17 protein-coding genes and 1 pseudogene are annotated in these 21,690 nt (G+C 59.2%); 12 read left to right on the top strand and 6 right to left on the bottom strand.

Going from position 1 to position 21,690, the window contains the following annotated elements:
• The first annotated feature begins 122 nt into the window (after positions 1-122).
• Both EJ997_RS04300 and EJ997_RS04295 read left to right on the top strand, forming a co-directional pair.
• Positions 123-1,136: a Gfo/Idh/MocA family protein gene (locus EJ997_RS04300; RefSeq protein WP_126703486.1), complete on the top strand. Its 1,014-nt coding sequence runs from the start codon at positions 123-125 to the stop codon at positions 1,134-1,136.
• 41 nt (positions 1,137-1,177) lie between these two features.
• Positions 1,178-2,047 carry a sugar phosphate isomerase/epimerase family protein gene (locus tag EJ997_RS04295; protein ID WP_126703485.1) on the top strand — a complete coding sequence of 290 codons (870 nt, stop codon included), beginning with the start codon at positions 1,178-1,180 and terminating at the stop codon, positions 2,045-2,047.
• Positions 2,048-2,311: 264 nt separating this feature from the next.
• Here EJ997_RS04295 and EJ997_RS04290 read toward each other — a convergent pair whose 3' ends face one another.
• The 4 genes from EJ997_RS04290 to EJ997_RS13095 form a co-directional block, all read right to left on the bottom strand.
• Positions 2,312-3,310, bottom strand: a complete 999-nt coding sequence (locus tag EJ997_RS04290; RefSeq protein ID WP_164719782.1) for a LacI family DNA-binding transcriptional regulator — start codon at positions 3,308-3,310, stop codon at positions 2,312-2,314.
• Positions 3,311-3,586: 276 nt separating this feature from the next.
• The gene (locus EJ997_RS04285) at positions 3,587-4,450 is read right to left on the bottom strand and encodes a sugar phosphate isomerase/epimerase family protein (protein ID WP_126703483.1); all 864 of its coding nucleotides are present in this window, start codon (positions 4,448-4,450) and stop codon (positions 3,587-3,589) included.
• An 86-nt stretch (positions 4,451-4,536) separates the two neighbouring features.
• Positions 4,537-5,028: a Gfo/Idh/MocA family protein gene (locus EJ997_RS13100; RefSeq protein ID WP_206501818.1), complete on the bottom strand. Its 492-nt coding sequence runs from the start codon at positions 5,026-5,028 to the stop codon at positions 4,537-4,539.
• Positions 5,025-5,525: a Gfo/Idh/MocA family oxidoreductase gene (locus EJ997_RS13095; protein WP_206501817.1), complete on the bottom strand. Its 501-nt coding sequence runs from the start codon at positions 5,523-5,525 to the stop codon at positions 5,025-5,027. Before EJ997_RS13095 ends, EJ997_RS13100 begins: the two co-directional genes overlap by 4 nt.
• Positions 5,526-5,886: 361 nt before the next feature.
• Between EJ997_RS13095 and EJ997_RS04275 the strand changes: the two genes are divergently transcribed.
• From EJ997_RS04275 to EJ997_RS04245, 8 genes and pseudogenes are all read left to right on the top strand, one after another.
• A complete protein-coding gene (locus EJ997_RS04275) occupies positions 5,887-6,897 on the top strand; it encodes a LacI family DNA-binding transcriptional regulator (RefSeq protein ID WP_206501816.1) in 1,011 nt (336 codons plus the stop codon).
• A gap of 687 nt (positions 6,898-7,584) precedes the next feature.
• A complete protein-coding gene (locus EJ997_RS04270) occupies positions 7,585-9,222 on the top strand; it encodes an MFS transporter (protein WP_126703482.1) in 1,638 nt (545 codons plus the stop codon).
• A gap of 418 nt (positions 9,223-9,640) precedes the next feature.
• The gene (locus EJ997_RS04265; RefSeq protein ID WP_126703481.1) at positions 9,641-10,843 is read left to right on the top strand and encodes a Gfo/Idh/MocA family protein; all 1,203 of its coding nucleotides are present in this window, start codon (positions 9,641-9,643) and stop codon (positions 10,841-10,843) included.
• Between the two features lie 12 nt (positions 10,844-10,855).
• On the top strand, positions 10,856-12,496 hold the full coding sequence (locus EJ997_RS04260) for an MFS transporter (RefSeq protein WP_126703480.1): 1,641 nt from the start codon (positions 10,856-10,858) through the stop codon (positions 12,494-12,496).
• 388 nt (positions 12,497-12,884) lie between these two features.
• Positions 12,885-13,859: a LacI family DNA-binding transcriptional regulator gene (locus EJ997_RS04255; protein WP_126703479.1), complete on the top strand. Its 975-nt coding sequence runs from the start codon at positions 12,885-12,887 to the stop codon at positions 13,857-13,859.
• 191 nt (positions 13,860-14,050) lie between these two features.
• A pseudogene (locus tag EJ997_RS13940) lies at positions 14,051-14,638 on the top strand (Gfo/Idh/MocA family protein); the annotation flags it as partial.
• Positions 14,639-14,805: 167 nt separating this feature from the next.
• Positions 14,806-15,240 carry a hypothetical protein gene (locus EJ997_RS13935; RefSeq protein WP_323052632.1) on the top strand — a complete coding sequence of 145 codons (435 nt, stop codon included), beginning with the start codon at positions 14,806-14,808 and terminating at the stop codon, positions 15,238-15,240.
• 14 nt (positions 15,241-15,254) lie between these two features.
• Positions 15,255-16,253 carry a sugar phosphate isomerase/epimerase family protein gene (locus EJ997_RS04245; RefSeq protein WP_126703478.1) on the top strand — a complete coding sequence of 333 codons (999 nt, stop codon included), beginning with the start codon at positions 15,255-15,257 and terminating at the stop codon, positions 16,251-16,253.
• Between the two features lie 434 nt (positions 16,254-16,687).
• Here EJ997_RS04245 and EJ997_RS04240 read toward each other — a convergent pair whose 3' ends face one another.
• Positions 16,688-16,924 (bottom strand): hypothetical protein, encoded by a 237-nt coding sequence (locus tag EJ997_RS04240; RefSeq protein ID WP_126703477.1) that lies wholly within the window; start codon positions 16,922-16,924, stop codon positions 16,688-16,690.
• Positions 16,925-17,381: 457 nt separating this feature from the next.
• Here EJ997_RS04240 and EJ997_RS04235 point away from each other — a divergent pair, with 457 nt between their 5' ends.
• A complete protein-coding gene (locus EJ997_RS04235; protein ID WP_206501813.1) occupies positions 17,382-19,160 on the top strand; it encodes an ABC-F family ATP-binding cassette domain-containing protein in 1,779 nt (592 codons plus the stop codon).
• An 813-nt stretch (positions 19,161-19,973) separates the two neighbouring features.
• On the opposite strand, the gene EJ997_RS04230 is transcribed toward EJ997_RS04235, so the two are convergent.
• Positions 19,974-20,183, bottom strand: a complete 210-nt coding sequence (locus EJ997_RS04230) for a CsbD family protein (RefSeq protein WP_126703476.1) — start codon at positions 20,181-20,183, stop codon at positions 19,974-19,976.
• A gap of 424 nt (positions 20,184-20,607) precedes the next feature.
• Here EJ997_RS04230 and pheS point away from each other — a divergent pair, with 424 nt between their 5' ends.
• On the top strand, positions 20,608-21,690 hold the full coding sequence (gene pheS, locus EJ997_RS04225; protein ID WP_126703475.1) for a phenylalanine--tRNA ligase subunit alpha: 1,083 nt from the start codon (positions 20,608-20,610) through the stop codon (positions 21,688-21,690).

The raw sequence follows: 21,690 nt of genomic DNA, 5'->3' as shown, positions 1-21,690 counted from the left end.
GCGATTGTGCACGTGGTGTGCAAAGCCTTGCTCGGCGAACAACTTAGTAGCCTGCACTATCGCCTGGGTCTTTCTTCTTTTTACATCTCACTTTCTTCCACACTCTTAGGTAGGTATTTGTCATGACCGTCAAGATTGGTCTTATTGGATGTGGCGGCATGGGCCGCGCCCACATCGACCGCATCGTTAACGAACTGAGCGGTGCAGAAATTGTTGCAGCAGCCGACGTGAACCTTGAAGCAGCCCAGGCTGTTGCCGACTCCGTTGGAGGTGATGCCAAGGCCTACGGCACGGGAGCCGAGCTCATTGCCGACCCGAACGTGGATGCCGTTCTGATTGCCACCTTCGGTTCTGTCCATACCCCCGACGTTATTGGTGCCATCGAGGCCGGCAAGTACGTTCTCGTTGAGAAGCCGCTGGCCACCACGGCAGAGGACTGCCAGGCGATCATGGAGGCCGAGGTGAGGGGCGGCAAGAAGCTCGTCACCGTTGGCTTCATGCGCCGCTTCGACAAGGCTTACAACGAAATCAAGGCACTCGTTGACGGCGGAGAGTACGGCCCGGTCCTCATGGTCCACAACCGTCACCGCAACCCCTCGGTCCCCGAGAGCTACACCTCCCGCATGCTCATCGACGACACGGCGATCCACGAGATCGACACGATGAGGTGGATGACGGGGGAGGAGATCGTCAAGGTCCGCACCGACTCCGTCCGCAAGTCCACGCGTGCACACGCGAAGCTTGAAGAGCCCATCGTTCTCGTGTTCTACACCGAGTCTGGTATCCGCATCGACGACGAGGTTAACGTCAACCTGGAATACGGCTACTCGATCGAGTGCGAGGTCGTCATGGAGAACGCCGCAGCGCGTCTCGGTGACCAGGAAGGCATCTACGTTCGCGATGTGCATGGCGATCGTAATAGGATGTGCCAAGACCACAACGACCGTTTCCACGGAGCATTCAACGCCGAGGTTCAGTCCTGGATCAACGCGGTCGCTGAGGACACCCACACAGGGTCGTCGTCGTGGGACGGCTACGCCGCCACCGCTGTCGTCGACGCCGCACTTGCCTCACAAGAGCAGGGCGGTACGGAAGTTGAAGTCGAGCTCATCGAAAAGCCCGACTTCTACGCCTAGAGCCCTGCGCTCTGGGATCACCCTGGAAAGAAGGTTCTGCCATGGTCGATATCGCACTCGACCCCAATATTTACTACGCCGAGATGTCAACGGCCGATACGCTGCGCAAGGCACGCGAGCTCGGCTACGACTATGTCGAACTGTCACCGAACACCGAGTTCCACTTCTGGCACCGGTACCCCAAGGCCGATGACGACTTTGTTGCCGAGCTGAAGAAGGCGGAGAAGGAAACCGGAGTCAAGATCCGGACCCTCAACCCCGTCTTCAACTGGTCGGCTGTTGACGAGCAGGAACGCCAGGCGCAGGTCCGTAACTGGCGCAGGCTCCTCGAAATTGCCGACCAGCTTGAGGTTCGCGACATCGTCACCGAGTTCTCCGGTAACCCGAACACCCCGCTCCAGTGCGAGCATCAGTGGTACAAGTCGATCGAGGAACTCTCGGGCGACATCGAAAAGTACGACCTGAGAATCGCGATGGAAGCGCACCCGTACGACTTCGTGGAAACCCACGACGACGCGTACTCGATCGTCCGGGGCGTCAACAAGGACTGGCTCGGATACGAGTTCTGCTGCCCGCACACGTTCCACCTCGATGAGGGCAAGGGCGATGTGGAGCACATGATCAAGAGCTCCGCTCCGAAGATATTCGAGGTTCACATTGCCGACGTCTTCAACCACCATGCCGGTGGCGGTAACCGCTACATCGTCAACCCTCCGGGAGTCGATGCTCGCGTGCACCAGCACAATCCGGTTGGCATGGGCGAAGTGCCGTGGGACAAGGTGTTCGACTCGCTCCGCGACATCGACTTCGACGGTGTGCTGTCGGTATGTACGTTTGGTTGGCCGGAAACGATCGACGAAACGAACAAGACCACCCTGGCACGCCTCAAGAAGGAATTCGGTCAGGACTAGTCCGCAAAGAGTAAGCTCTTAGCCCCGCAGACAGGGCTACGAAAGGCGAGGGGACGGAAGCAATTCCGAACCCTCGCCTTTTACGTCGCCAGAATACAGTTGGTAGTTTTAAAGAACGTTGGCTACCGTCTTGGCGTGGCTCGCTTTTGGAAGCCCCCGGAAGATAATGCTGGCTCCATCACGGCGCCGCGGGGGAGGCCAAGGCCTTGTAAACCGGTTGAATGAAATTCACCGTCGGGTAAGCCCATTCGCCCGCCATGTGCGCTACAGAGGCTTGGCTGTCGAGGACCTGACAATGAGTCGGGGTTCAACCACGACGTCCTGGGCCGGCCCGTAGAGACGCTTAGCGCGGGTAGTTACGAGACTGATGGCGCGAGTGGAAATCTCATCGAGCGGCTGCGAGATAGAAGTGAAGCCGCCGTTGCCTTCGTGGGAGAGCGCGGTGTTGTCGTAGCCGGCCACCCCAACCTGCTGCCCAACGTCGTAACCTGCTCCCCGTAGCTCCGACAGGATCTGCGTGGCAATGAGGTCGTTATGGCCGATGAGGACCGTGCTATGCGGCGATGATTCCATTGCTACCGAGACTGCGGATTGCATGCTCTGCCCGGCAGATATTGCCGAGAAGGAAAGGCCCGCCTCGCCGCAGGCGGCATGAAGTGCATGCCGACGCAAGATCAGCCCGCGGTCTGCCTGCGCCTGATCGTCATAAATGTAGACGGCTCTTTGCCATCCCTGCTCCGCGAAATGGTGAGCAAGGAGCTGTGCGGCTTGAGCTTCATTAAGGCTGACGGTGTCGATGTGGGAGCCAACATCGGGTTGCCCAATGACGACAAGAGGGATCCGCCCTCCGAAACGAGACAGGCTTTCCGTGCCTGTTGCGGGGGAAACGGAGATGATCCCGGTTACACGTAGCTCGAGGAAGCTCTGCATGATCTTCTCTTCGCGATTTAGCTCATTCGATGCTGTAGCGATAAGGGGGAGAAGGCTGGGCTCATCCGCGTCCTTTTGAATCGCCGAGATCAGACCCTCAAAGTAGGGGTTAGCGAGATCGGGAAGAATAAGGCCGATGATCGGTGCAACCTGGCTGACCAGGGAGGCCGCCGAGATGTTGCGAACGTATCCGAGTTCGCTCGCCGCGGTCAGGATCCGCTTCTTCGTATCCCGGGCGACCTTGGGGGAGTCGGACAGGGCCAGCGAGACGAGGGCGCGCGAAACACCTGCATGTCGCGCAATGTCATGCTGCGTAACGTTGCCGGGCTCCACCTGTCCTCCTAACGACCTGACCATGGCAGGCGGTCATCTACCGCCGATGAGCAACAGTTTGTTGATGCGAATCTCTTAGAGAAAATCTTTCTGGGAAGCGATGTCAGACAGTCTGCTCGTGAAGCGACCTTCAGACGTTCTTCCTGTGAAAAGAACTTCTCGTCGATGTTCTCGTGAAACGTGCTTCGCCGGTCAAGATCCTCTCGCTAAGCGGCAACGTCTCCCGGGGCAGTGAGCCACCGGGAGACGCACCTATAAGTCTTTACCGAAAAGATTCTAGGCGATGAGGATCTCCATGTTGCTCCTCAGTGTCTTGGCGACCTGGAGGAAACCGAACTCGGCGGACTTATCATGGAAGATCTCCGAGCACCACCATCCGTCATAGCCCGTGGACTTCACGGCATCGACCCATTCCTGGAGCGGGATGGAGCCGCCGCCGGTCCACACGTTGCGGGAAACCGACTGATCCGGGATCTCACCGACCGGAACCGGAACTCCGTCGCAGACGTGCACTGCGTGAATGATCTCGGGGTCGAGCTTCGCAACGTCCTCCGGGGTGTCACCGGCAACCCAGAAGTGCCAGAAGTCGACAACAATGCCTACGTTGTCGCGCTTAATGATGTCCATGATCTGCTGGGCCTGAGCCAGGCGGTTGATCGGCGCCCATCCCAATGGTTCGAGGAAAAGGCCGAGGCCGTGGTCATTTGCGATGTCGGCAGCGAGGGCCACGCGTTCGGCAGTCTTCTCGACCTGATCCTTCTCCGGCAGGCCAAGGACACCGGTGAAGCGGGGATCGTCAGCTGCGATCTTCCCGGCCTTGAAATCCTTGACGGTCTGCACATCGACAGGACCGGTGCACATCTGCATTGTCGGGGCGCCGTAGAGCGCACCGAGCTTTCCGATCCTCTCGGCTTCTGCGCGGAAAGTTTCCAGATCGGATTCTTGAAGGGCGCCGATGGCGGAAACCTCGATGCCATCGAGCATGGGAACAACGGACTCGGCAGGCAGGCCGGTAGCCAGGTAGCGATCAAGCTTCGGGTTCTGAAGCTCGATGCCGGTAAAACCAGCGGCCTTTGCCATCTCAATATCGTTGACCACGTTGCCGTGGAAAGTAGACGTGACGTTCATCGACAGTTTCATAAAAACTCCTCAGTGGATTCAGAAGTAAGACGTAGTTAGATTCAGAAGTAATACGCGGTTAACGGTCATGCGTAAGGAATGGGGGGTTAGGCGATTTCGACGGGCATGCCGCTCTTGAGAGATTCGGTCGCGGCGTCCGCTATGCGCTGGGCGCGCAGACCATCGGCGAGACCAGCGGAGGGCTCGCGGCCCTCCTCGAGGGCAGAAACGAACTCGTCGAGAGCGAGCGGGAAGGTGTGTTCGATTCTCTCGAACCAGCCCGCATCCATGCCGTCTTCGCGGATCTGGCCCATGCCGTAGCGGCGGGTCCAACCCGTCTGCTGTCTCTTTGCCTCCATCATCTCCGCCGTGCCCGAGACTTCGATGCGCTCGTCGTAGCCATAGGGTGTGCGGCGCTGAGCATCGATTTGGCACAGCGCACCGTTCGAGAGCTTGAGAATTGCGATTGAGGTGTCGACATCTCCGACCTCGGCAACCTCCGGGTCGGCCATTGCCGACCCGTGCGCAAAGACCGAGACGGGCTCGAGGCCCGTTATCCAGCAAAGCAAGTCAAAGAAGTGAATGACCTGGTCCCTCATCTGACCACCCGAGACCTCCAGGTAGGAGATCGGGGAAGGGACGGGCCGCGGGTTGACATCTGGACCATCTCAACCTCGCCCAGCTCGCCAGCAGCAACCGCTTCCTTGATTGCTGCGTAGGCAGGGTCGAAGCGTCGGCAGAAGTCGATCATGACTGGAACGCCGGCCTCGCCTGCGACCTTTGCGGCGCGCTCTGCAACCTCGTAGGACAGGTCGATCGGCTTCTCGCAGAACACTGCCTTGCCCGCCTGCGCCGCCTGCTCAAGAAGATCGGCATGAGTGTTCGTTGAGGTGGCGATCAGAACAGCATCGACATGGGGATCCCCAAGAATATCCTCGAGGCTCCGGGAAGCAGCTCCGTGCTTCTTCGCCAGTTCCTCTGCCCTGGCGGTATCCACGTCATAAACGGATGTGAACCGGACGCGGGGATTGGTTGCCAGGCTACTGGCGTGGACCTGACCGATAAAGCCTGCTCCGAGCAGGGCAATGTTCTGCATGGGTTCTCCTAGGAATCGTGGCCGTGACGCGATAGTGCGCTACGGAAAGCGTGAGTGACGTGCATCATTGACACGTGTTAATACATGATATCTTCCCACCCGCCATTTGTTCTGTCAAGCCTTCGGGTGGGGCGTCCGGGGATCTTCTCGGTGCGAGATAACCCGGTATCTATTCCCCGCCCAACTGGTCCGGTTTTGCCCACAGAGTTCGATGTCAACGCACGGTACGGGCAGATGCCAACTCGCGGCACGGGCGGATAAGGGCGGGGTAATGCGGTCTCCCCGCTATCCTGAAACGGTACGCATGCGCTTTTGGCTGTTTCGTCACTGATTGAGACGGGTGGCCGAAGGATTTAAGGGGATGAGAGTGAACAAGCCGTCGCGCCCGACCCAGGTCGATGTTGCCAAGATGGCGGGAGTGTCCCGTCAAACGGTTTCACTTGTCGTTCAACGAGATCCCCGCGTCTCCGATATTTCCCGTGCGGCCGTTGAGAAGGCCATGAAAGAACTGGGTTATCGCCCAAACCTTTCGGCACAGGCCTTGGCGGGTCGTCGAACCGGCTTCCTCGGCATCGTCCTCTCGGGCCTGGAAAATACTTTTCATGCCGAGCTTGCCGAAGGGTTGCGCCGCAGGGGAGAAGAGCGCGGCCTTATTCCATTCGTCTCCGTCGTCAGCGACTCGATGGAAGAACAGTATGCTGCGGCCCAGCGCTTTACCGAAGTAAACGTCGATGGTTTAATCCTTGTCTCCCCGGTGTTCCCGGACGAGACGATCTCCGAGTTTGGCAGTCGGCTCCCCACCGTCCTTGTCACCCGCAATGTTGGCCCGGCCGAGGTGGATCTGGTTCATTCCGATGATCGCCTCGGCGCTCAGACCGTTGTCCAACACATTGCTGCCGCCGGCTACGACCCGCTGATTTATCTCGGCTACGAGCGTGCTGTCGAAGGTGACTCGTCGAGTACTCGTATCGCGGGCTACCTGGAAGCGATGGCAGCCATGGGTCGTGAGCCGGCGATGTTCGATGCGGGGGAGACCCCGCTCGGGGAGCTGTGCCGCGAAATTGTCGGAACCTACGGGCGCGGCTTCGGTATCTCCTGCCACAACGACCTCATTGCGTTCCAAACGGTTGGCATTCTCAACGACATGGGTCTTGTGCCCGGCATCGATTACGGTATTGCAGGCTACGACAACACGACGTTGGCAAGCTTCCCCGGTGTCTCGCTCACAAGCGTCGATCAGAAGACGGGAGAGCTGGCGAAGCTTGCCGTTGACCTCATCATCGAACGCATCGAGGGTCGTTCCGAACGCAAGGACATTACGCTCCCATTTCAGCTTGTTGAACGCCGAACAACGGTTCCCGCGGTGCGGTAGGCGACGCCCATCCGCACAATTGCCCGTACAAAACCATCCGCACCGGCACGAGGATGCTCATCTACCATGCTGACCGACGGCCCCAATCAACACCTGCTCATGAGGACCTGTTCATAAGGTAACGAGCAAACTGGGGGAGGCCGCGCGTTAGCCCCCCGTCCGTATCGGTCGTCCAATGCTCGTGGCCACGCTGAGCAATCGCCTGACAGCAAGGCACTCGTAGGCCGTTAGAAGCGGAAATATCACCCGAAATCAGCTGTGACTTTCATCACTGTAAGCTCTGAATGGGGCTGCAAAATTCTGCAAGATCTACACAGTTAGCGCGCTCCAAAAGTGCGGGGCGAGGTTCATTTTGGCGCGCGCCAAAGCGGATTCGAGGAAAAGTGTTAACGCGAGTTAACACCGTCGATTCAACGCAATAGATGTGCAATCTGGAATGGTCTGGAATTGTTACGCGACCCTTGGGAAATGTCCGAACATATGTAAGGATCGACCAGTAGGGCGAGTGCAGTGAAGCATCGCACCGCAAAAGAGGAGAACGAATGTCAATGATGACTCTCGAAAACAGGGTCATGTCGGATGGTCGAGTTGCTCGATCGTTCCGCGTGATGGGGCCCGTTGCGTTTGCGCCTGGCCCGATGCTCGCTCCGAGCACTTTCGTCTGGACTAGGCAGGGAAGGTAACGACATGTCCCAGAATGTTGAATACCCCACTGGGGAAAAACTTAAGAAAATGGTGGATGAGACCCCGATGTCCGGTAAGCACCGGTCAATCGGGTGGGTGGCAGGTATTGCCTGTCTCGGCTCGTTCCTGTTCGGCTACGACACCGGTGTGATCTCCGGTGCGCTGCCGTTTATGCACATGCCCTGGGATGCTGGGGGCCTGTACCTGAACTCTGTTGAAGAGGGCCTCATCGGTGGCATCCTTCTCATCGGCTGTGCTTTCGGCGCCCTCTTCGGTGGTCGCCTCTCCGACCGCTTAGGCCGTCGCCACAACATCATGGTGCTCGCCATCCTATTCTTTGTCGGCGCCCTCATGGTTGCGTTCGCTCCGAGCCTCTGGTTCATGTACCTGGCTCGCTTTGTTCTCGGCCTCGCCGTCGGTGGCGCTTCCGCAACCGTCCCGGTTTACCTGGCTGAGACCGCCCCGAAGCGTATTCGCGGCACCATCGTGGCCATTGACCAGCTCATGATCGTGACCGGTCAGCTTGCTGCCTTTGTTGCCAATGCCATCATTAACCAGGTTGTGCGCGGCCCCCGTCTGGAGATCGACCAGGCTGCTTCGCTTCCCGATGGTGGAACCCTCACTGCCGGTGAGTACACCTGGTCTGAGATCACCGATCTCGCTACGCTCTTCGCATCCGACGAGGCTTTCCAGTCCTTCGTTGGCCAGCTCTCCGTCGACACCGGTAACGGTGACGCATGGCGTCTCATGATGCTCATCTGCTCGATCCCCGCCATTGCGCTGTGGCTCGGCATGCGCATGATGCCGGAGTCGCCCCGCTGGTACGCGGCAAACCACCGTTACTTCGATGCCATCGGTGCTCTCAAGCGCGTTCGTGACCACCGCGATGCCCCGGTCGAAGAAGAGATGGCGGAGGTCATCGATGGTCAGATTGCACAGGCCCGCACGAAGAAGGGCACCTTCTCCGAAGTCTGGAACACGCCGTGGCTACGCAAGCTGTTGCTGGTCGGTATCTTGATCGCCGTTGCCAATCAGACAACGGGCGTCAACACCGTCATGTACTACGCGCCCCGCGTCCTCGAGGCTGCGGGCATGACCACCCAGGCTGCCATTACTGCCCAGGTCGCGAACGGCGTCATGTCGGTTCTGGGCTCGTCAATCGGCCTGTACCTCATCTTCAGGTTCCGCAGGCGACAGGTCCAGCTCGTCGGTGTTGCCGGCATCTTCACCTGTCTGTTCATCATCGCAGGACTGTTCGGCACGCTGATCCAGCCGCACCTCGACGATGGCACGAACCCGGCCCCGGCCGCTGCCTTCCTCGTCCTCGGCTTCATGGGTCTGTTCATGCTCATCATGCAGTCGACGAACGCACCGGTGACCTGGACGGTCCTGGGTGAAATGTTCCCGAGCCACGTCCGCGGCATCATGAACGGCGCAGCAGTGTTCTGCCTCTGGATCGCCAACGCAATCGTGACCTTCGTCTTCCCCACGATGATCGATAACCTCGGCGGCATGATGACCTACGGAATCTTCGGAGTCATCAACGTCATCGCCTTCATCATGCTCTGGAAGTGGATGCCCGAAACCGCGGGTCTGTCCATGGAGGAGATCGAAGCAGAGAACGAGAAGCGGTTCTCGTAAAAGCCCGGTGCTGCGGGGAGTGCTGTGTGGTGCACTTCCCCGGGGCGCCACTCGCTCCCGATTGGGGAGTGGCTCCACGAAGCTAGAACCAACAGGTTCACAGCTGAAATGACGCGCTGATACCGCAGAGCTGACACCGCGGTATCAGCGCGACATGGCGAGAGGGGGTAGGCAAAGGAGTGGCGGGTGGATGGTCGCAAGCGAAGATCTGTTGGGTCGAGGAGTACGATGAGTTGACAAACAAAATGTTCGGGTTGCGGGCTGTGAGTTCGCGCACAGCAACGCCGAGATTGATCAGCGTTCCTCCATCGGTTTGTAATTATCTTTAGTTGAAATCTTGGCATTTGTGCTGACATATGCGAGACTCTTTCCTAGAAGTTGGGGCAACGTAGCTCCCGCTTTGGTAAGAGGAGAAAGTATGTCAGCGAAGACTCTGAATGTCGGTGTCATCAGCCTTGGCTGGATGGGCCGACTTCACACCCGTAGCTACAAGCAGCTGCAGGAACGGTTCCCCGAGGTTGATGTCAAGATCAACCTCGCCGTCGCCTGCGATCCGATTGAGGAGACGCGCCGCGTCGCCGTCGATGAGCTCGGCTTCGACCGAGCTGTTTCCGATTACCGCGAACTGCTCGCGGATCCCGAGATCGATGTCGTGTCGATCTGTTCCCCGAACTTCCTGCACCGGGAAATCGCGCTTGCCGCGATCGAGGCCGGGAAGCCCTTCTGGATCGAGAAGCCCATGGGTGTCTCGGCCGCCGAGTCCCGCGAAATCGCGGAAGCCGCAGAGAAGGCCGGTCTCATCACCGGTGTGGGATTCAACTACCGTCACACCCCCGCTATTGAGAAGCTTCGTGAGCTTATCAACGAGGGTCGTCTCGGCCGTATCACCAATGTGCGTGCCTGGCTGCTTGCCGACTATGCGTCGCAGCCCGATGGCCCGCTGACCTGGCGCTACAACCGCGAACTCGCGGGTGCCGGCGTTGTGGGTGACCTCATGAGCCACGGTGCGGACCTGATCCAGTACCTGGTCGGACGCATTGATACCGTCACCGCGCTCACGGACACCTTCATCCCCGAACGCCCCATCCCGACCAAGGCCGGCGTTGGCCACTCCGGCTGGGAAGTTTCCGACGAGCTCGGCCCGGTCGAAAACGAAGACTACGTTGCCATCCTGGCCCGCCTCGACAACGGCGTTGTCGGTACCCTTGAAGCTTCGCGCGTCGCTGTTGGCCCGCGCGCCGAGTACATGGTTGAGGTGTACGGCACGAACGGTTCGGCACGGTGGAACTTCGAAGATCTCAACGATCTCGAGATCTGCATCGGTCGTAACAACGAGTTCCAGGGCTACACCCGGGTCATGGCAGGACCTGCTAGCTTCCCGAACTTCGCTCGGTTCCAGCCCGGCGCTGGCACCTCGATGGGCTTCGACGACCTCAAGGCTGTCGAAGCGGCCAAGTTTGTCCAGTCCGTCCTCACCGGCGAGCAGCTTGCTCCGTCCGCAGCGGATGGATGGTCAGCGGCCGAGGTTGACGAAGCGGTTGTCCGCTCCGTCGAGTCGGGACAGTGGGAGAAGGTTGCTGCCGTCAACGGCACGACCACCTTCGATCTCGGCAGGAAATAAGGAGGCGGGACCATGTCAAAAATCAATGATGCTCCCCTGGAGGGGTACCCCACGGGCGAGAAACTCAGCCGGATGGTGCAGGAGACACAGCCCTCCGGTAAGCATCGTACGATTGGCTGGGTTGCCGGCATCGCCTGCCTCGGTTCTTTCCTGTTTGGTTACGACACCGGAGTGATCTCGGGCGCCCTGCCCTACATGTACATGCCCTGGGATGCTGGCGGCATGCACCTGAACTCTCTCGAAGAGGGTCTTATCGGCGGCATCCTCCTCATCGGCTGTGCCTTCGGTGCACTCTTCGGTGGGCGTCTTTCCGACCGGTTCGGGCGCCGCCACAACATCATGCTGCTGGCAATCTTGTTCTTCGTTGGCTCCCTCATGGTGGCCTTCGCACCGAACCTGCCCTTCATGTACGTTTCCCGCTTCGTTCTCGGCCTCGCCGTCGGTGGAGCATCCGCAACCGTCCCGGTCTACCTGGCCGAAACTGCTCCGAAGCGCATTCGCGGCACCATCGTCGCTATCGACCAGCTTATGATCGTCGTTGGTCAGCTTGCTGCCTTCTCGTTCAACGCGGTCATCAACACGATGGCGGGCGGCCCGAAGTTGACGATTATCGAGGACCCCACGGGCACTCTGCAATCCGGCGAACAGCTCTGGTCAAACGTCACCTCGCTTGAGAGCACGTTTGAAAACCAGGAAGCGTTCCAGATGTTTGTTGATCAGCTGGTTATTGACACTGGCAACGGCTCGGCATGGCGATACATGCTTCTGCTCTGCTCGATCCCTGCAATCGCACTCTGGTTCGGTATGCGAGTCATGCCGGAATCACCGCGCTGGTTCGCACACAACCGCCGCTACGTTGATGCGATTGGTGCCCTGAAGCGCGTTCGCGATCATCGCGATGAGCCGATCGAGCAGGAGATGGCAGAGGTCGTCGCTCTTCAGATCGAGCAGAACCGTACCCGGAAGGGAACTTTTGGAGACATCTGGCAGACGCCATGGCTACGAAAGCTCTTCTTGGTTGGCCTGCTCCTGGCGGCATGTAACCAGCTGACCGGCGTCAACTCGGTCATGTACTACGCGCCAAAGGTCCTCGAGATCGCTGGCATGACCACGTCGGCCGCCATTACCGCACAGGTCGCTAACGGCGTCATGTCGGTCATCGGTTCCTCTCTCGGCCTGTACCTGATCTTCAAGTTCCGCCGCCGTACGATCCTCCTTGTTGACGTCGCAGGCGTGGCAGTCTGCATGTTCATCATCGCAGCCCTGTTCGGAACCCTCATCGAGCCGCACCTGGACACGGGAGGTAACCCGGCCCCGGCCGCAGCCTTCGCCATCCTGGCAGTCATGGGCGTGTTCATGCTGATCGTTCAGTCATCGAACGGCACGGTCGTGTGGACCATGCTCGGTGAGATCTTCCCGGCCCACGTTCGCGGCATCGCCAACGGCGCCTGCATCTTCTTCCTCTGGATCACGAACGCACTTGTCACCGTGACCTTCCCGGTCATGATCGACAACCTCGGTGGTATGGCGACCTACGGAACCTACGGCGTCATCAACCTCATCGTCTTCGCCGCCCTGTGGAAGTGGATGCCAGAAACGGCTGGACTCTCCATGGAGCAGATTGAGGTCGAGATGGAGAAGAAGTACTCCTAAAACCGAACGGAGAAGACCTTCAGTCACACTGACGGGCTTCTTCCTATTCCAACGGCAAGGGCGGTCCTGCGGGGCCGCCCTTGCCGTCCCGGATTGCCCCCTTTCTGAGCTTCGTTTGCCGAGCTTCCTTTGCCGAGCTTCCCTTCGTCGACTGCCGTTCCGAGGTCGCCTGTTTCTCGGCCGTTTCTTCTCGGGTAATCCTTTCTCTTCCTGTCTCGTTCCTGGTTTTCTCGTCCGATTCCGAGTCGGCTCTGGGCACTATTTGTGCTGACTGGCTACCGACGTAACCGATCGTGAGCAACGGCGGCGGTGACGATAATGGGAGCGTTTGCCGTGGCGATCATGGGGGAGTGGCATCACTGGCGTAAAGTTTTATCGGAGGAGAATTATGCAGGCTGCTATTACCCAGAGCGACGTCGCCCGAGAGGCCGGCGTCTCGCGCGGGCTCGTTTCGTTAGCGCTGGCTGACTCCCCGCGAGTTGCGACCGAGACGAAAGAGCGTATTCGCGAGGTCGCGGCCCGGCTCGGATACTCCAGGAACTTCGGTGCGGCGGCCCTCGCCTCGTCGCGGAGCATGCTTATCGGTGTCGTTCTTCCAAACCTGCGCAATCCCTACTTTGAGTCGCTCGTTGCGGCCTTCCAAGCCGAAAGCGAAGCGCGCGGATACACGGTTCTTGCTGCAACCGCGTCAGGTGATGAGGCGCGGGAGAGAGCAATGCTCGAACACTTCCAGACCATGCGGGTCGGCGGCCTGATCCTTGCCACCCCATCACGCCCCGCAAGCCACTACGTTTCTATCGCTTCCCGGCTCCCTCTCGTTATTGCTGGGTCGCCGTACGATGGCGGGCCGGCACACGTTGTCCATATCGATGAGTTCGAGGCAGCGCGCATAGCCGTCGCCCACGCCGTGGACCGCGGCTACTGCCGCGTTGTTTACCTCGCAGAAGACGTCGACTCTGAGGCTGCCGGTTACCGCAGGGCGGCCATTGTTGCGGCGGCGGAAGCCGCCGGGCTTGAGGTTGATGTTATGACCCCCGTTGCGAGTGCGGAGAAGTTTGGCACGCAGGCGAAGCGGGAGCCCGGCACCGTCTGCATCTTCGCCCACAATGACTACCTCGCCATCGATGTCGTCTCCCAGCTCCGCCAAGCCGGTATCGTTCCCGGCTCCGATGTTGGCATTATCTCCTACGACAACACGTTCCTTGCCCGTCACGCTGGGTTTGATCTGACATCTATTGACCAGCAACCCGACGTTCAGGCGAAACTCGCACTCGATGCAATCGAGGCACTTGCCGCCGACAGCGGCCCGTCCGGCGGCGACATAGTGGTGTCGCCTCAACTCGTTGTCCGGACTTCCTCCTAGTCGCTGTCTATTCGCGGGCGCGAACGACGTTCGGCGACTCGACCACCCAGCTGTGACGCACCTCTCAGTTGTCAAATCGGAAAACCTTCTCGAATTGTATTGACATTGTTCTTGAGCCGGGGCTATTCTAAAGACATTGTTAACGCGCGTTAACTCGCTCGTATTAAAGGATATATTGACGAAGGAGTCCCATGTCCACGAAGCCCATTTCGGTAGCAGTCATCGGTGCAGGCATGGCTGGCCGCACCCACGCCAATGCGTGGCGCCAGGCATCTACGCTCTACGAGCCGGGAGTTCTTCCCCCGGTACGTCTCGCAGCTATCTGCGATGCATTCGAGCCGTTCGCGAAGGCCTCGGCCGAGTCCTACGGTTACGAGCGCTACACGACGGACTGGAAGGAGATCGCGGCCGCGGACGACATTGATGTCGTGTCGATCGTTGTTGCGAACCGCCTCCACCGCGAGATCGCTGAGGCTCTTATCCTTGCTGGCAAGCATGTCCTGTGCGAGAAGCCCCTGACGGACACCCTTGAGGACGCGAAGGCCATGACCGAGGTGGCTGAGGCTCACCCCGAGGTTGTGACCGGCATTGGCTTCGGTTACCGTCGCCATGCCTCAATCGCGAAGATCGCTGAACTTGCTCAGAATGGTGACCTCGGCGAGGTGTTCCACTTCGATGGTCGCTACTGGTGCGACTACGGCGTTGACCCGAACACGCCGATCGCATGGCGGTACAAGGGTCCGATGGGCTCCGGTGCGCTTGGCGATGTTGGCTCGCACATGACCGACGTTGCCGAGTTCATCTGCGGTCCGATTAAGCGCATTTCCGGTGCCACCCTGTCCACCGTGATCAAGAAGCGTCCCCGGCTGTGGAGGGCGTTGCTGGCGGTCGCGGCGTGGCGGTTGAGGCAGAAGCAACCGAGGTTGTTGAAAACGATGACGTTGCCATGTTTAACGCCGAGTTTGAGAACGGCGCTGTCGGCTCAATCTCCGTATCGCGCGTTGCCTTTGGTGACCCGAACGCTCTCATGTTTGACGTCATGGGCACGAAGGCGAAGGCTTCCTTCGACCTGGCCCGCGGCGGCGAGATCCTCCTCAATGACGAAACGGCCGAGCCGGGTATGCGCGGACCCCGCCAGATCCTGACGGGTCAGAACTTCCCGTACTTCAAGGGCGGTTCCTCCATGGACTTCGCCGGTGTGGGTACCACCCAGATCGACCAGTTCAACTTCCAGGCACGGGCCTTCCTCGGCCAGGTTGCCGGTATCGACGAGGGGCTTCCCCCGGTTCCCTCCTTCGCGCATGGCTACCGCGCCATCCGCATCCAGAACGCTGTCGCTGAATCGGCTGCCAACAACGGCGCCGCAGTCGAAATTAACTGAAAGGATCCATTTCCATGGCACTGACCCTTGGCGCATACACCGCCTGCCTCCACGATCGTCCCCTCGCTGATGCTCTCGATGTTCTCAAGGAAGCCGGCCTGACCGGTGCTGAGATCAACGTCGGCGGCTTCATTCCCTCCCCTCATGCACCCGTCGATGCTCTCCTCGCATCGCAGGCTGCCCGCGACGAGTACCTCGGCCTCTTCGACGAGAAGGGCATCAAGCTCGCTGGCCTTACCGCTTCCGGTAACTCCCTGAACCCGCTCCCGGACATCGGCCCCCGTCACCACTACGACCTGAAGCGCGGCATTGAACTTGCTGGCAAGCTCGGCGTGGAAGAGCTCGTCTGCATGTCCGGTGCACCCGGCTCCGATCCGGATGCGAAGTACCCCTCCTGGGTTGTTAACCCCTGGGATGGTGTCTATGGCGAGATTCTTGACTACCAGCACTCGGTGCTCGACCCGTACTGGCGCGAGATGGATCAGCGTGCACAGGACAACAATGTCAAGCTTGCAATCGAACTCCATCCCCACAACACGATCTTCACCCCCGTGGGCTTTATGGACTTCGCCGACCGTATTGACGCGAAGAACGTTGGCGTCAACATGGACCCCTCGCACCTCATGTGGCAGCAGATGGACTCGATTGAGGCCACCCGTTACCTCGGTGACAAGGTCTTCCACGTCCACGCCAAGGACACGAAGATTGAGCCCGGCGTCGGTATCCGTGGCGTCCTCGACACCTCGCACGGCCGCCCGCCGGCCGATGAGTCGAAGCGCTACCCGTCCGGTATGAACCACTGGTGCCAGGTATGGCCCGAGGATCCTGCATGGCGGTTCGTCCACGTTGGCTCCGGTCACGACCAGGCCTGGTGGACCGAGTTCCTCCGCGCCGTCTACGAGATCAACCCGAACATGAACGTCAACATCGAGCATGAGGACGGCAAGTTCGACAACGTCACCGGCCTCAAGCTCGGTGCCGACACCCTTATCGCAGCCGAAGCCGCGATGTAACAAGACAGCCGTGCGTCTCGGCAACGCATGGTGGCCCTCTCGTCGGGCCAGTGCGAACAGCGTAATGTGTGGGCGCTGAACGCATGTGGGCGGAAACCATTGAACCTGGTTCCCGCCCACAATCGTCTCTAACGAAAAACGGGAGGCAGCCCCGCCCTGGGGTAGATAGTCGCGCTCGTAGTAGAAAGCCATTCAAAATATCGGCGCCTCCACGGATGTATTCTCAAAAAGTAGCTATCTGTTTAGTCGTCGTGTCGGCCACTTGTTGGTAAAGAAAGCGGAGGCCCCTGGGGGAGCCTCCGCTGAAGTCTTCTCATTCGCGTCAATCGCGAGTAGATCCACGGGGTGCCCCGCAGGGCTACGTCCCGATATCCGTCTTTAGGCCGGATGATGAATACCTCCGCTGTTTGGAGGGTGCCCGGCACGGCACTGTTCTAGGCGTTGTACTGGGCGTTCTTGACTGCGGCAGTGATGATCGTGCCGAGTGCGACGGCGCTAGCGATAAGAGTAACTATGGGCAGGTTCAGGAACAGACCTGCAACTGCAACGATGAACATGAGAGCGAGGAACGAAAGGATTGCCGAGGCGTTAATATCCTTGGATCCGTCAACGGTCTCGTGCGAGGCCTCAAACTGTTGGGCGTAAGCGTGAGCTTCAATGATGCGCGACAAAGTCGAACTCCTTGTGGTCGTGGGGTGCAGGTACGCGGTCCGTGCCCTGCACTGCCGTGTACTTGATCCCGGAGGACCCGTTCCGGTTGGAACACCTCAATCGTATCAAATCCTGTAATGCTTACAAGCGTGCTTGCATTATTGTGGCAACTTGCTGAGCAACTCGCCATTGAATTAAGCAGTTAAATGGCGTCATAGAGCTAATAATGTGTACGTGTCGCAACCGCTTGAGTGTGCAAATATGTTGCATTCAGTTGCACTCGTTGTTGGAGAACTAGCGATTTCTGGCTCGCCTCCCGTCACCAAAGCGCCGCGGGGCTTGCGCGTCTGTGTTGGCTCGAATATATTCTTCAGCATGTTGAAGTAGTGCAGTGATCAGATCCGCGACCGAGGCGAGGCCCGGCGGATACTTTTTGCACTTTCAAGGACCCTTGTGAATTATCACCATCATTCTGCCGTGCCCGGTTTTGCTCACTCAGCTGTTTCCCGCGGTAACCATATCCGCGTTGAGGGCGTGTCGAAGTCTTTCCCCGATAGGCGCGTGCTGACAGATGTTAGCTTCACTGTCCCCTCCGGGAGCCGTGCCTGCCTGGTGGGCGAGAACGGTAGCGGTAAAACAACACTCTTAAGGATCCTGGCCGGGCTCGATCAGGACTTTGTTGGTTCAGCGCGCGTGCCGGGAACTGTCGGGCACTATCACCAGGAGCCGCCCTTTCCGCTGTCGTGGACCGCTCGGGAAGTTATAGAGGATGCCACAAGCAGGCAGCGTGCCGTGCTGGAGACGATTGAACGATCGGCGACGGATATGGCGCGACCGGATGCGAATCGAGAGGACCTATCTCGTGCCGCCGACGTCTACGAAGCTGCGCTGGCCGAGGCTGAGCGATTGAATGCGTGGGATATTGACTCCATTGCCGAGCGCGTTCTGGATGCCTTTGGGCTGAGCGGAATTGACCTGTCCCGAAAGGCTCTGCACATGTCGGGCGGTCAGGTGGCAAGACTGTCCCTCGCGTGGCTGATTCTCAAGCGGCCGGAGACACTTCTGCTTGATGAGCCGACGAACCACCTGGATGATCGGGGATCGGCCCTGCTGGTCTCGATGCTTGCGTCCTGGCCCGGGCCGGTTGTGATTGCGAGTCACGATCGAGCGTTCCTCGATGAAGTTGCCACAGTCATTCTTGATCTTGATCCTGCTCCGAGCCCGTTTCGGGATGCTCCGCAAGATGATTCACCGGGATCCGGCCTCGGTATCACGTCCTACACCGGTACCTACACGGACTATCTCGACGTGCGGGAAGCGGAAAGAAGGCGTTGGGAGGAACGATTTAATGAGGAACAGGCGGCGCTCAAGGAAGCTCGTGCACGGGTAGGGTCGTCCCACAGTGTTGGTCATTCATCCCGTGCTCCGCGCACCGAGGCCAAGATTGCGAAGAAGTTCTACTCGGACCGGAACGCCAAAGTGGTATCCCGGCGGGTCAAGGATGCTGAGCGTGCACTCGAACGGCTTGAAGAAGACCAAGTTCGCAAACCGCCGAAGAGGCTGAGCTTCGCGGGGCTCTCCGCCGGCGTTGAGGACAAAGGGGCCGAGCGGGCTGACACCGGTGGTGACGGGGGACAGCGGACGATTCTTTCCGCAAACAGACTCGCCATTCCGGGAAGGCTCGCACCCGTTTCTCTCGATATTAGAGAACATGACCGGCTCCTCATTACGGGAGAAAACGGTAGCGGTAAGTCAACAGTGCTGAAGATTCTGGCGGGGGCTGTTACCGAGTTTGATGGGACCTTACATCACCCAAGCCGACTCACGATCGCATCTCTGGCGCAGGAAGTGGGTGTGATCTTCGAGCGTCATACCGGAGCCGAGCGACGTGGCTCATGGCGGGAAGAGACTGTGGAGCGCCTCTACGTGCGTGCAGTTGGGGAAGAACGTGCTGAGCACGTATCGCTCGGCACCTTTGGCTTGATTGCGGGGCGAGATGTCCAAAGGCGCGTCGGTACCCTCTCGACCGGGCAGGTCCGCAGACTGGAGCTGTCTGTTCTTCTTGCAAATCCGCCGGACATCCTCCTGCTCGATGAACCAACGAACCACTTCTCGCTCAAGCTTGCCACCGAACTCGAGGACTCGATCCCTGACTATCCGGGTGCCGTCATCGTGGCAAGCCATGATCGTTGGTTACGAGAGCGGTGGGAGGGGCGCAGGCTCAACCTCACCCAGTGTGGCCCGGGCACCGCATAAATGATCGGTCCGCGAAAGCGCCATACGTGGCAAGGTGCCTTCGTGTCATTCGGTGGGTGGACCCTTCCCATTGATCGCTACCGGGTGTTGAATCGAACCCAGACCGGGATCGCCGCATCGGATCGCATCGCTCAATTCAATTGCCACGCCGTAGGCGCACCAATCCCTTGAAGCGACGGAGTCATCGGTGATGTTGGCGGAGTCACCATTCGGTGGTAGGGGCAGGGTCATGCGCGGCGTGTGTCCCACGGCCACTTGGTCGTCCGTTCTCCACGACCGTGCGTAGCCTTCTCTGTCAGTAACAGTCAGAACAATCGAGTTCCGGTCGGCCGTGGTGTAAGGCGAGGTGGAACAATGCTCGTGCGGCAACGTCAGCAGATAATCGGGGGAGAAGACGAGCGGTATCGAACGCCAAGCCGCCGCAGCTGTTGCCAGCACTCGGCGTCGGCAGTGAAGATTTGGGCTTCGCCAGCGATCTCTCAGACACGAACCCGGGTGATCCGAAAAATTTGAAGACGACCACCCTCGGGATTGTTGGGCGAGACTCTGCGGCAGCTACCTTCCTCGGGTCTGGCTGACTCTCGCTACGTGACCAGTAAGTGGAAGTTACAGAACGACGGGTACGTGTCCGCCCTGTGCAATAAAGGGTTCCGTAAAGGGTTCCGCCTTCCTTACTGCACAAACCTATTTGCTTGGTAAACGCTTCCATCCGACAGCCTTGGCTCCGAGAATGGTTATGCCCGCCGGGAAGGCGGGCATAACCATAAACCGTTAAGTCGGTTTCCGTTTGGCCTTGGAATCGGCGCTTATCGGCTAGTCCTTCTTGAAGGTGCCCTTGATCTTCTCGCCAGCTTCCTGAGCGAAGTCCTTCACGGATTCGCCAACATTCTTAGCCTTGGCGCTGAGCTGCTCGCCCTTACCCTCGGCCTCAAGGTCTTCGTTGTCGGTAGCCTTACCGAAGCCCTCCTTCATCTTGCCGCTGGCGTTCTCAAACTCGTTATTGGCCTTGTCATCAATACCCATGACAGATCCTTTCGATAGTTATGACGTACTGTCTCTGACAAACTTATTGTGGTCCACATCTCAAGCCCTCGCATCATATTACGCCAAGGGAAAAAGGCCTCTGATCTGCGCAAACCCTGGGAAAGTGCTTCATCAGGGTTCGGGCTGAAAGATCACGGAGCTATCCTCACTAGTTCCTATCCTTACTGGTTCCTATCCTCACTGGTTCCTGTCGCGATGATCAATGGCGTGGTTCGCCCAGGCGGACGGAAATGATGTTCGCAGACGACTTCGGAACCTCGGCCACCAAACAGTCTCACGGTGGGAATGGTTCACGCGGCTTCGTGGCTATCCCCAGCGTGCTCGTTTCCACATCGTGTTCTGATAACAGGACGGGCGTCCGCGTTCGTTAGGATAGGGGAAGGTTTCCAAGAGAAAGGCCGATATGTCTCAAGCACCGGGATTGGACCCGCGCGACGAAGCAGGAGTGGGCGCCGCAGTAGAAGCGGCACAGGCAGCATTTAGTGCCTCCACCACTTTTGACGAACTGAAGACCGCTCGGCTCGCCCACAGCGGCGACAACGCCCCCATTACCCTCGCCAACCAGCAGATCAAGGGCCTCGATAAGGCCGACAAGCCCGTCGCCGGCAAGATCATGGGAATGGCGCGCAAGAACATCCAGGCCGCGCTCGCGGAAGCGACTGAACGGCTTGAAGCTGAGGCCGCGGAACGGATTCTTGTGGAGGAGACCGTTGACGTGACGGTCCCGACGAGGCGTGCACCGCTTGGCGCCCGTCACCCGCTGTCGGTTCTGCTTGAAGACATCTCCGATTTCTTTGTTGCCATGGGCTGGGACATCGCCGAGGGGCCCGAAGTCGAGCACGAATGGTTCAACTTCGATGCGTTGAACTTCGGTCCGGACCACCCGGCGAGGCAGATGCAGGACACGTTCTACGTCGACGGTGTAGACGAAGGTGGCGAGGTTGATCGCCAGGACGGCCTCGTCCTACGCACTCACACCTCTCCCGTTCAGGCCCACGAGATGCTAGAGCGGGGAGCTCCGATCTATGTTTGCGTTCCCGGTAAAACCTTTCGCACCGATGCTCTTGACGCGACCCACACCCCGGTTTTCCACCAGGTCGAGGGCCTCGCGGTCGATAAGGGGCTGACCATGGCACACCTGAAGGGCACCCTGGACCGTCTTGCCAAGCACCTGTTTGGTCCCGACGCGAAGGCACGTCTGCGCCCCTCCTTCTTCCCGTTCACCGAGCCGTCCGCCGAGCTCGACATTTGGTTCCCCCAAAAGAAGGGCGGCGCCGGCTGGATCGAATGGGGTGGCTGCGGCATGGTCAACCCCAATGTGCTCGCCTCGGCAGGTATTGACCCGAACGAATATTCCGGCTTCGCATTCGGCATGGGAGTGGAGCGTGCACTCATGCTCCGCCACGGCATCGCCGACATGCGTGACATCGTCGAAGGAGACGTGCGTTTCTCCGCACAGTTCTCAACTAATGGAAGGAGCATCTGA

The organism is Flaviflexus ciconiae, from assembly GCF_003971195.1.
GTDB lineage: Bacteria > Actinomycetota > Actinomycetes > Actinomycetales > Actinomycetaceae > Flaviflexus > Flaviflexus ciconiae.
This window is presented reverse-complemented; position numbering and strand designations above follow the sequence as displayed.

Excerpts from the sequence above, each read along its gene's own strand:
- EJ997_RS04300 (WP_126703486.1), top strand. The coding sequence starts at position 123 with ATGACCGTCAAGATTGGTCTTATTGGATGTGGCGGCATGGGCCGCGCC.
- EJ997_RS04295 (WP_126703485.1), top strand. The coding sequence starts at position 1,178 with ATGGTCGATATCGCACTCGACCCCAATATTTACTACGCCGAGATGTCA.
- EJ997_RS04285 (WP_126703483.1), bottom strand. The coding sequence starts at position 4,450 with ATGAAACTGTCGATGAACGTCACGTCTACTTTCCACGGCAACGTGGTC.
- EJ997_RS13100 (WP_206501818.1), bottom strand. The coding sequence starts at position 5,028 with ATGAGGGACCAGGTCATTCACTTCTTTGACTTGCTTTGCTGGATAACG.
- EJ997_RS13095 (WP_206501817.1), bottom strand. The coding sequence starts at position 5,525 with ATGCAGAACATTGCCCTGCTCGGAGCAGGCTTTATCGGTCAGGTCCAC.
- EJ997_RS04275 (WP_206501816.1), top strand. The coding sequence starts at position 5,887 with ATGAGAGTGAACAAGCCGTCGCGCCCGACCCAGGTCGATGTTGCCAAG.
- EJ997_RS04270 (WP_126703482.1), top strand. The coding sequence starts at position 7,585 with ATGTCCCAGAATGTTGAATACCCCACTGGGGAAAAACTTAAGAAAATG.
- EJ997_RS04265 (WP_126703481.1), top strand. The coding sequence starts at position 9,641 with ATGTCAGCGAAGACTCTGAATGTCGGTGTCATCAGCCTTGGCTGGATG.
- EJ997_RS04260 (WP_126703480.1), top strand. The coding sequence starts at position 10,856 with ATGTCAAAAATCAATGATGCTCCCCTGGAGGGGTACCCCACGGGCGAG.
- EJ997_RS04255 (WP_126703479.1), top strand. The coding sequence starts at position 12,885 with ATGCAGGCTGCTATTACCCAGAGCGACGTCGCCCGAGAGGCCGGCGTC.
- EJ997_RS13935 (WP_323052632.1), top strand. The coding sequence starts at position 14,806 with ATGTTTAACGCCGAGTTTGAGAACGGCGCTGTCGGCTCAATCTCCGTA.
- EJ997_RS04245 (WP_126703478.1), top strand. The coding sequence starts at position 15,255 with ATGGCACTGACCCTTGGCGCATACACCGCCTGCCTCCACGATCGTCCC.
- EJ997_RS04230 (WP_126703476.1), bottom strand. The coding sequence starts at position 20,183 with ATGGGTATTGATGACAAGGCCAATAACGAGTTTGAGAACGCCAGCGGC.
- pheS (WP_126703475.1), top strand. The coding sequence starts at position 20,608 with ATGTCTCAAGCACCGGGATTGGACCCGCGCGACGAAGCAGGAGTGGGC.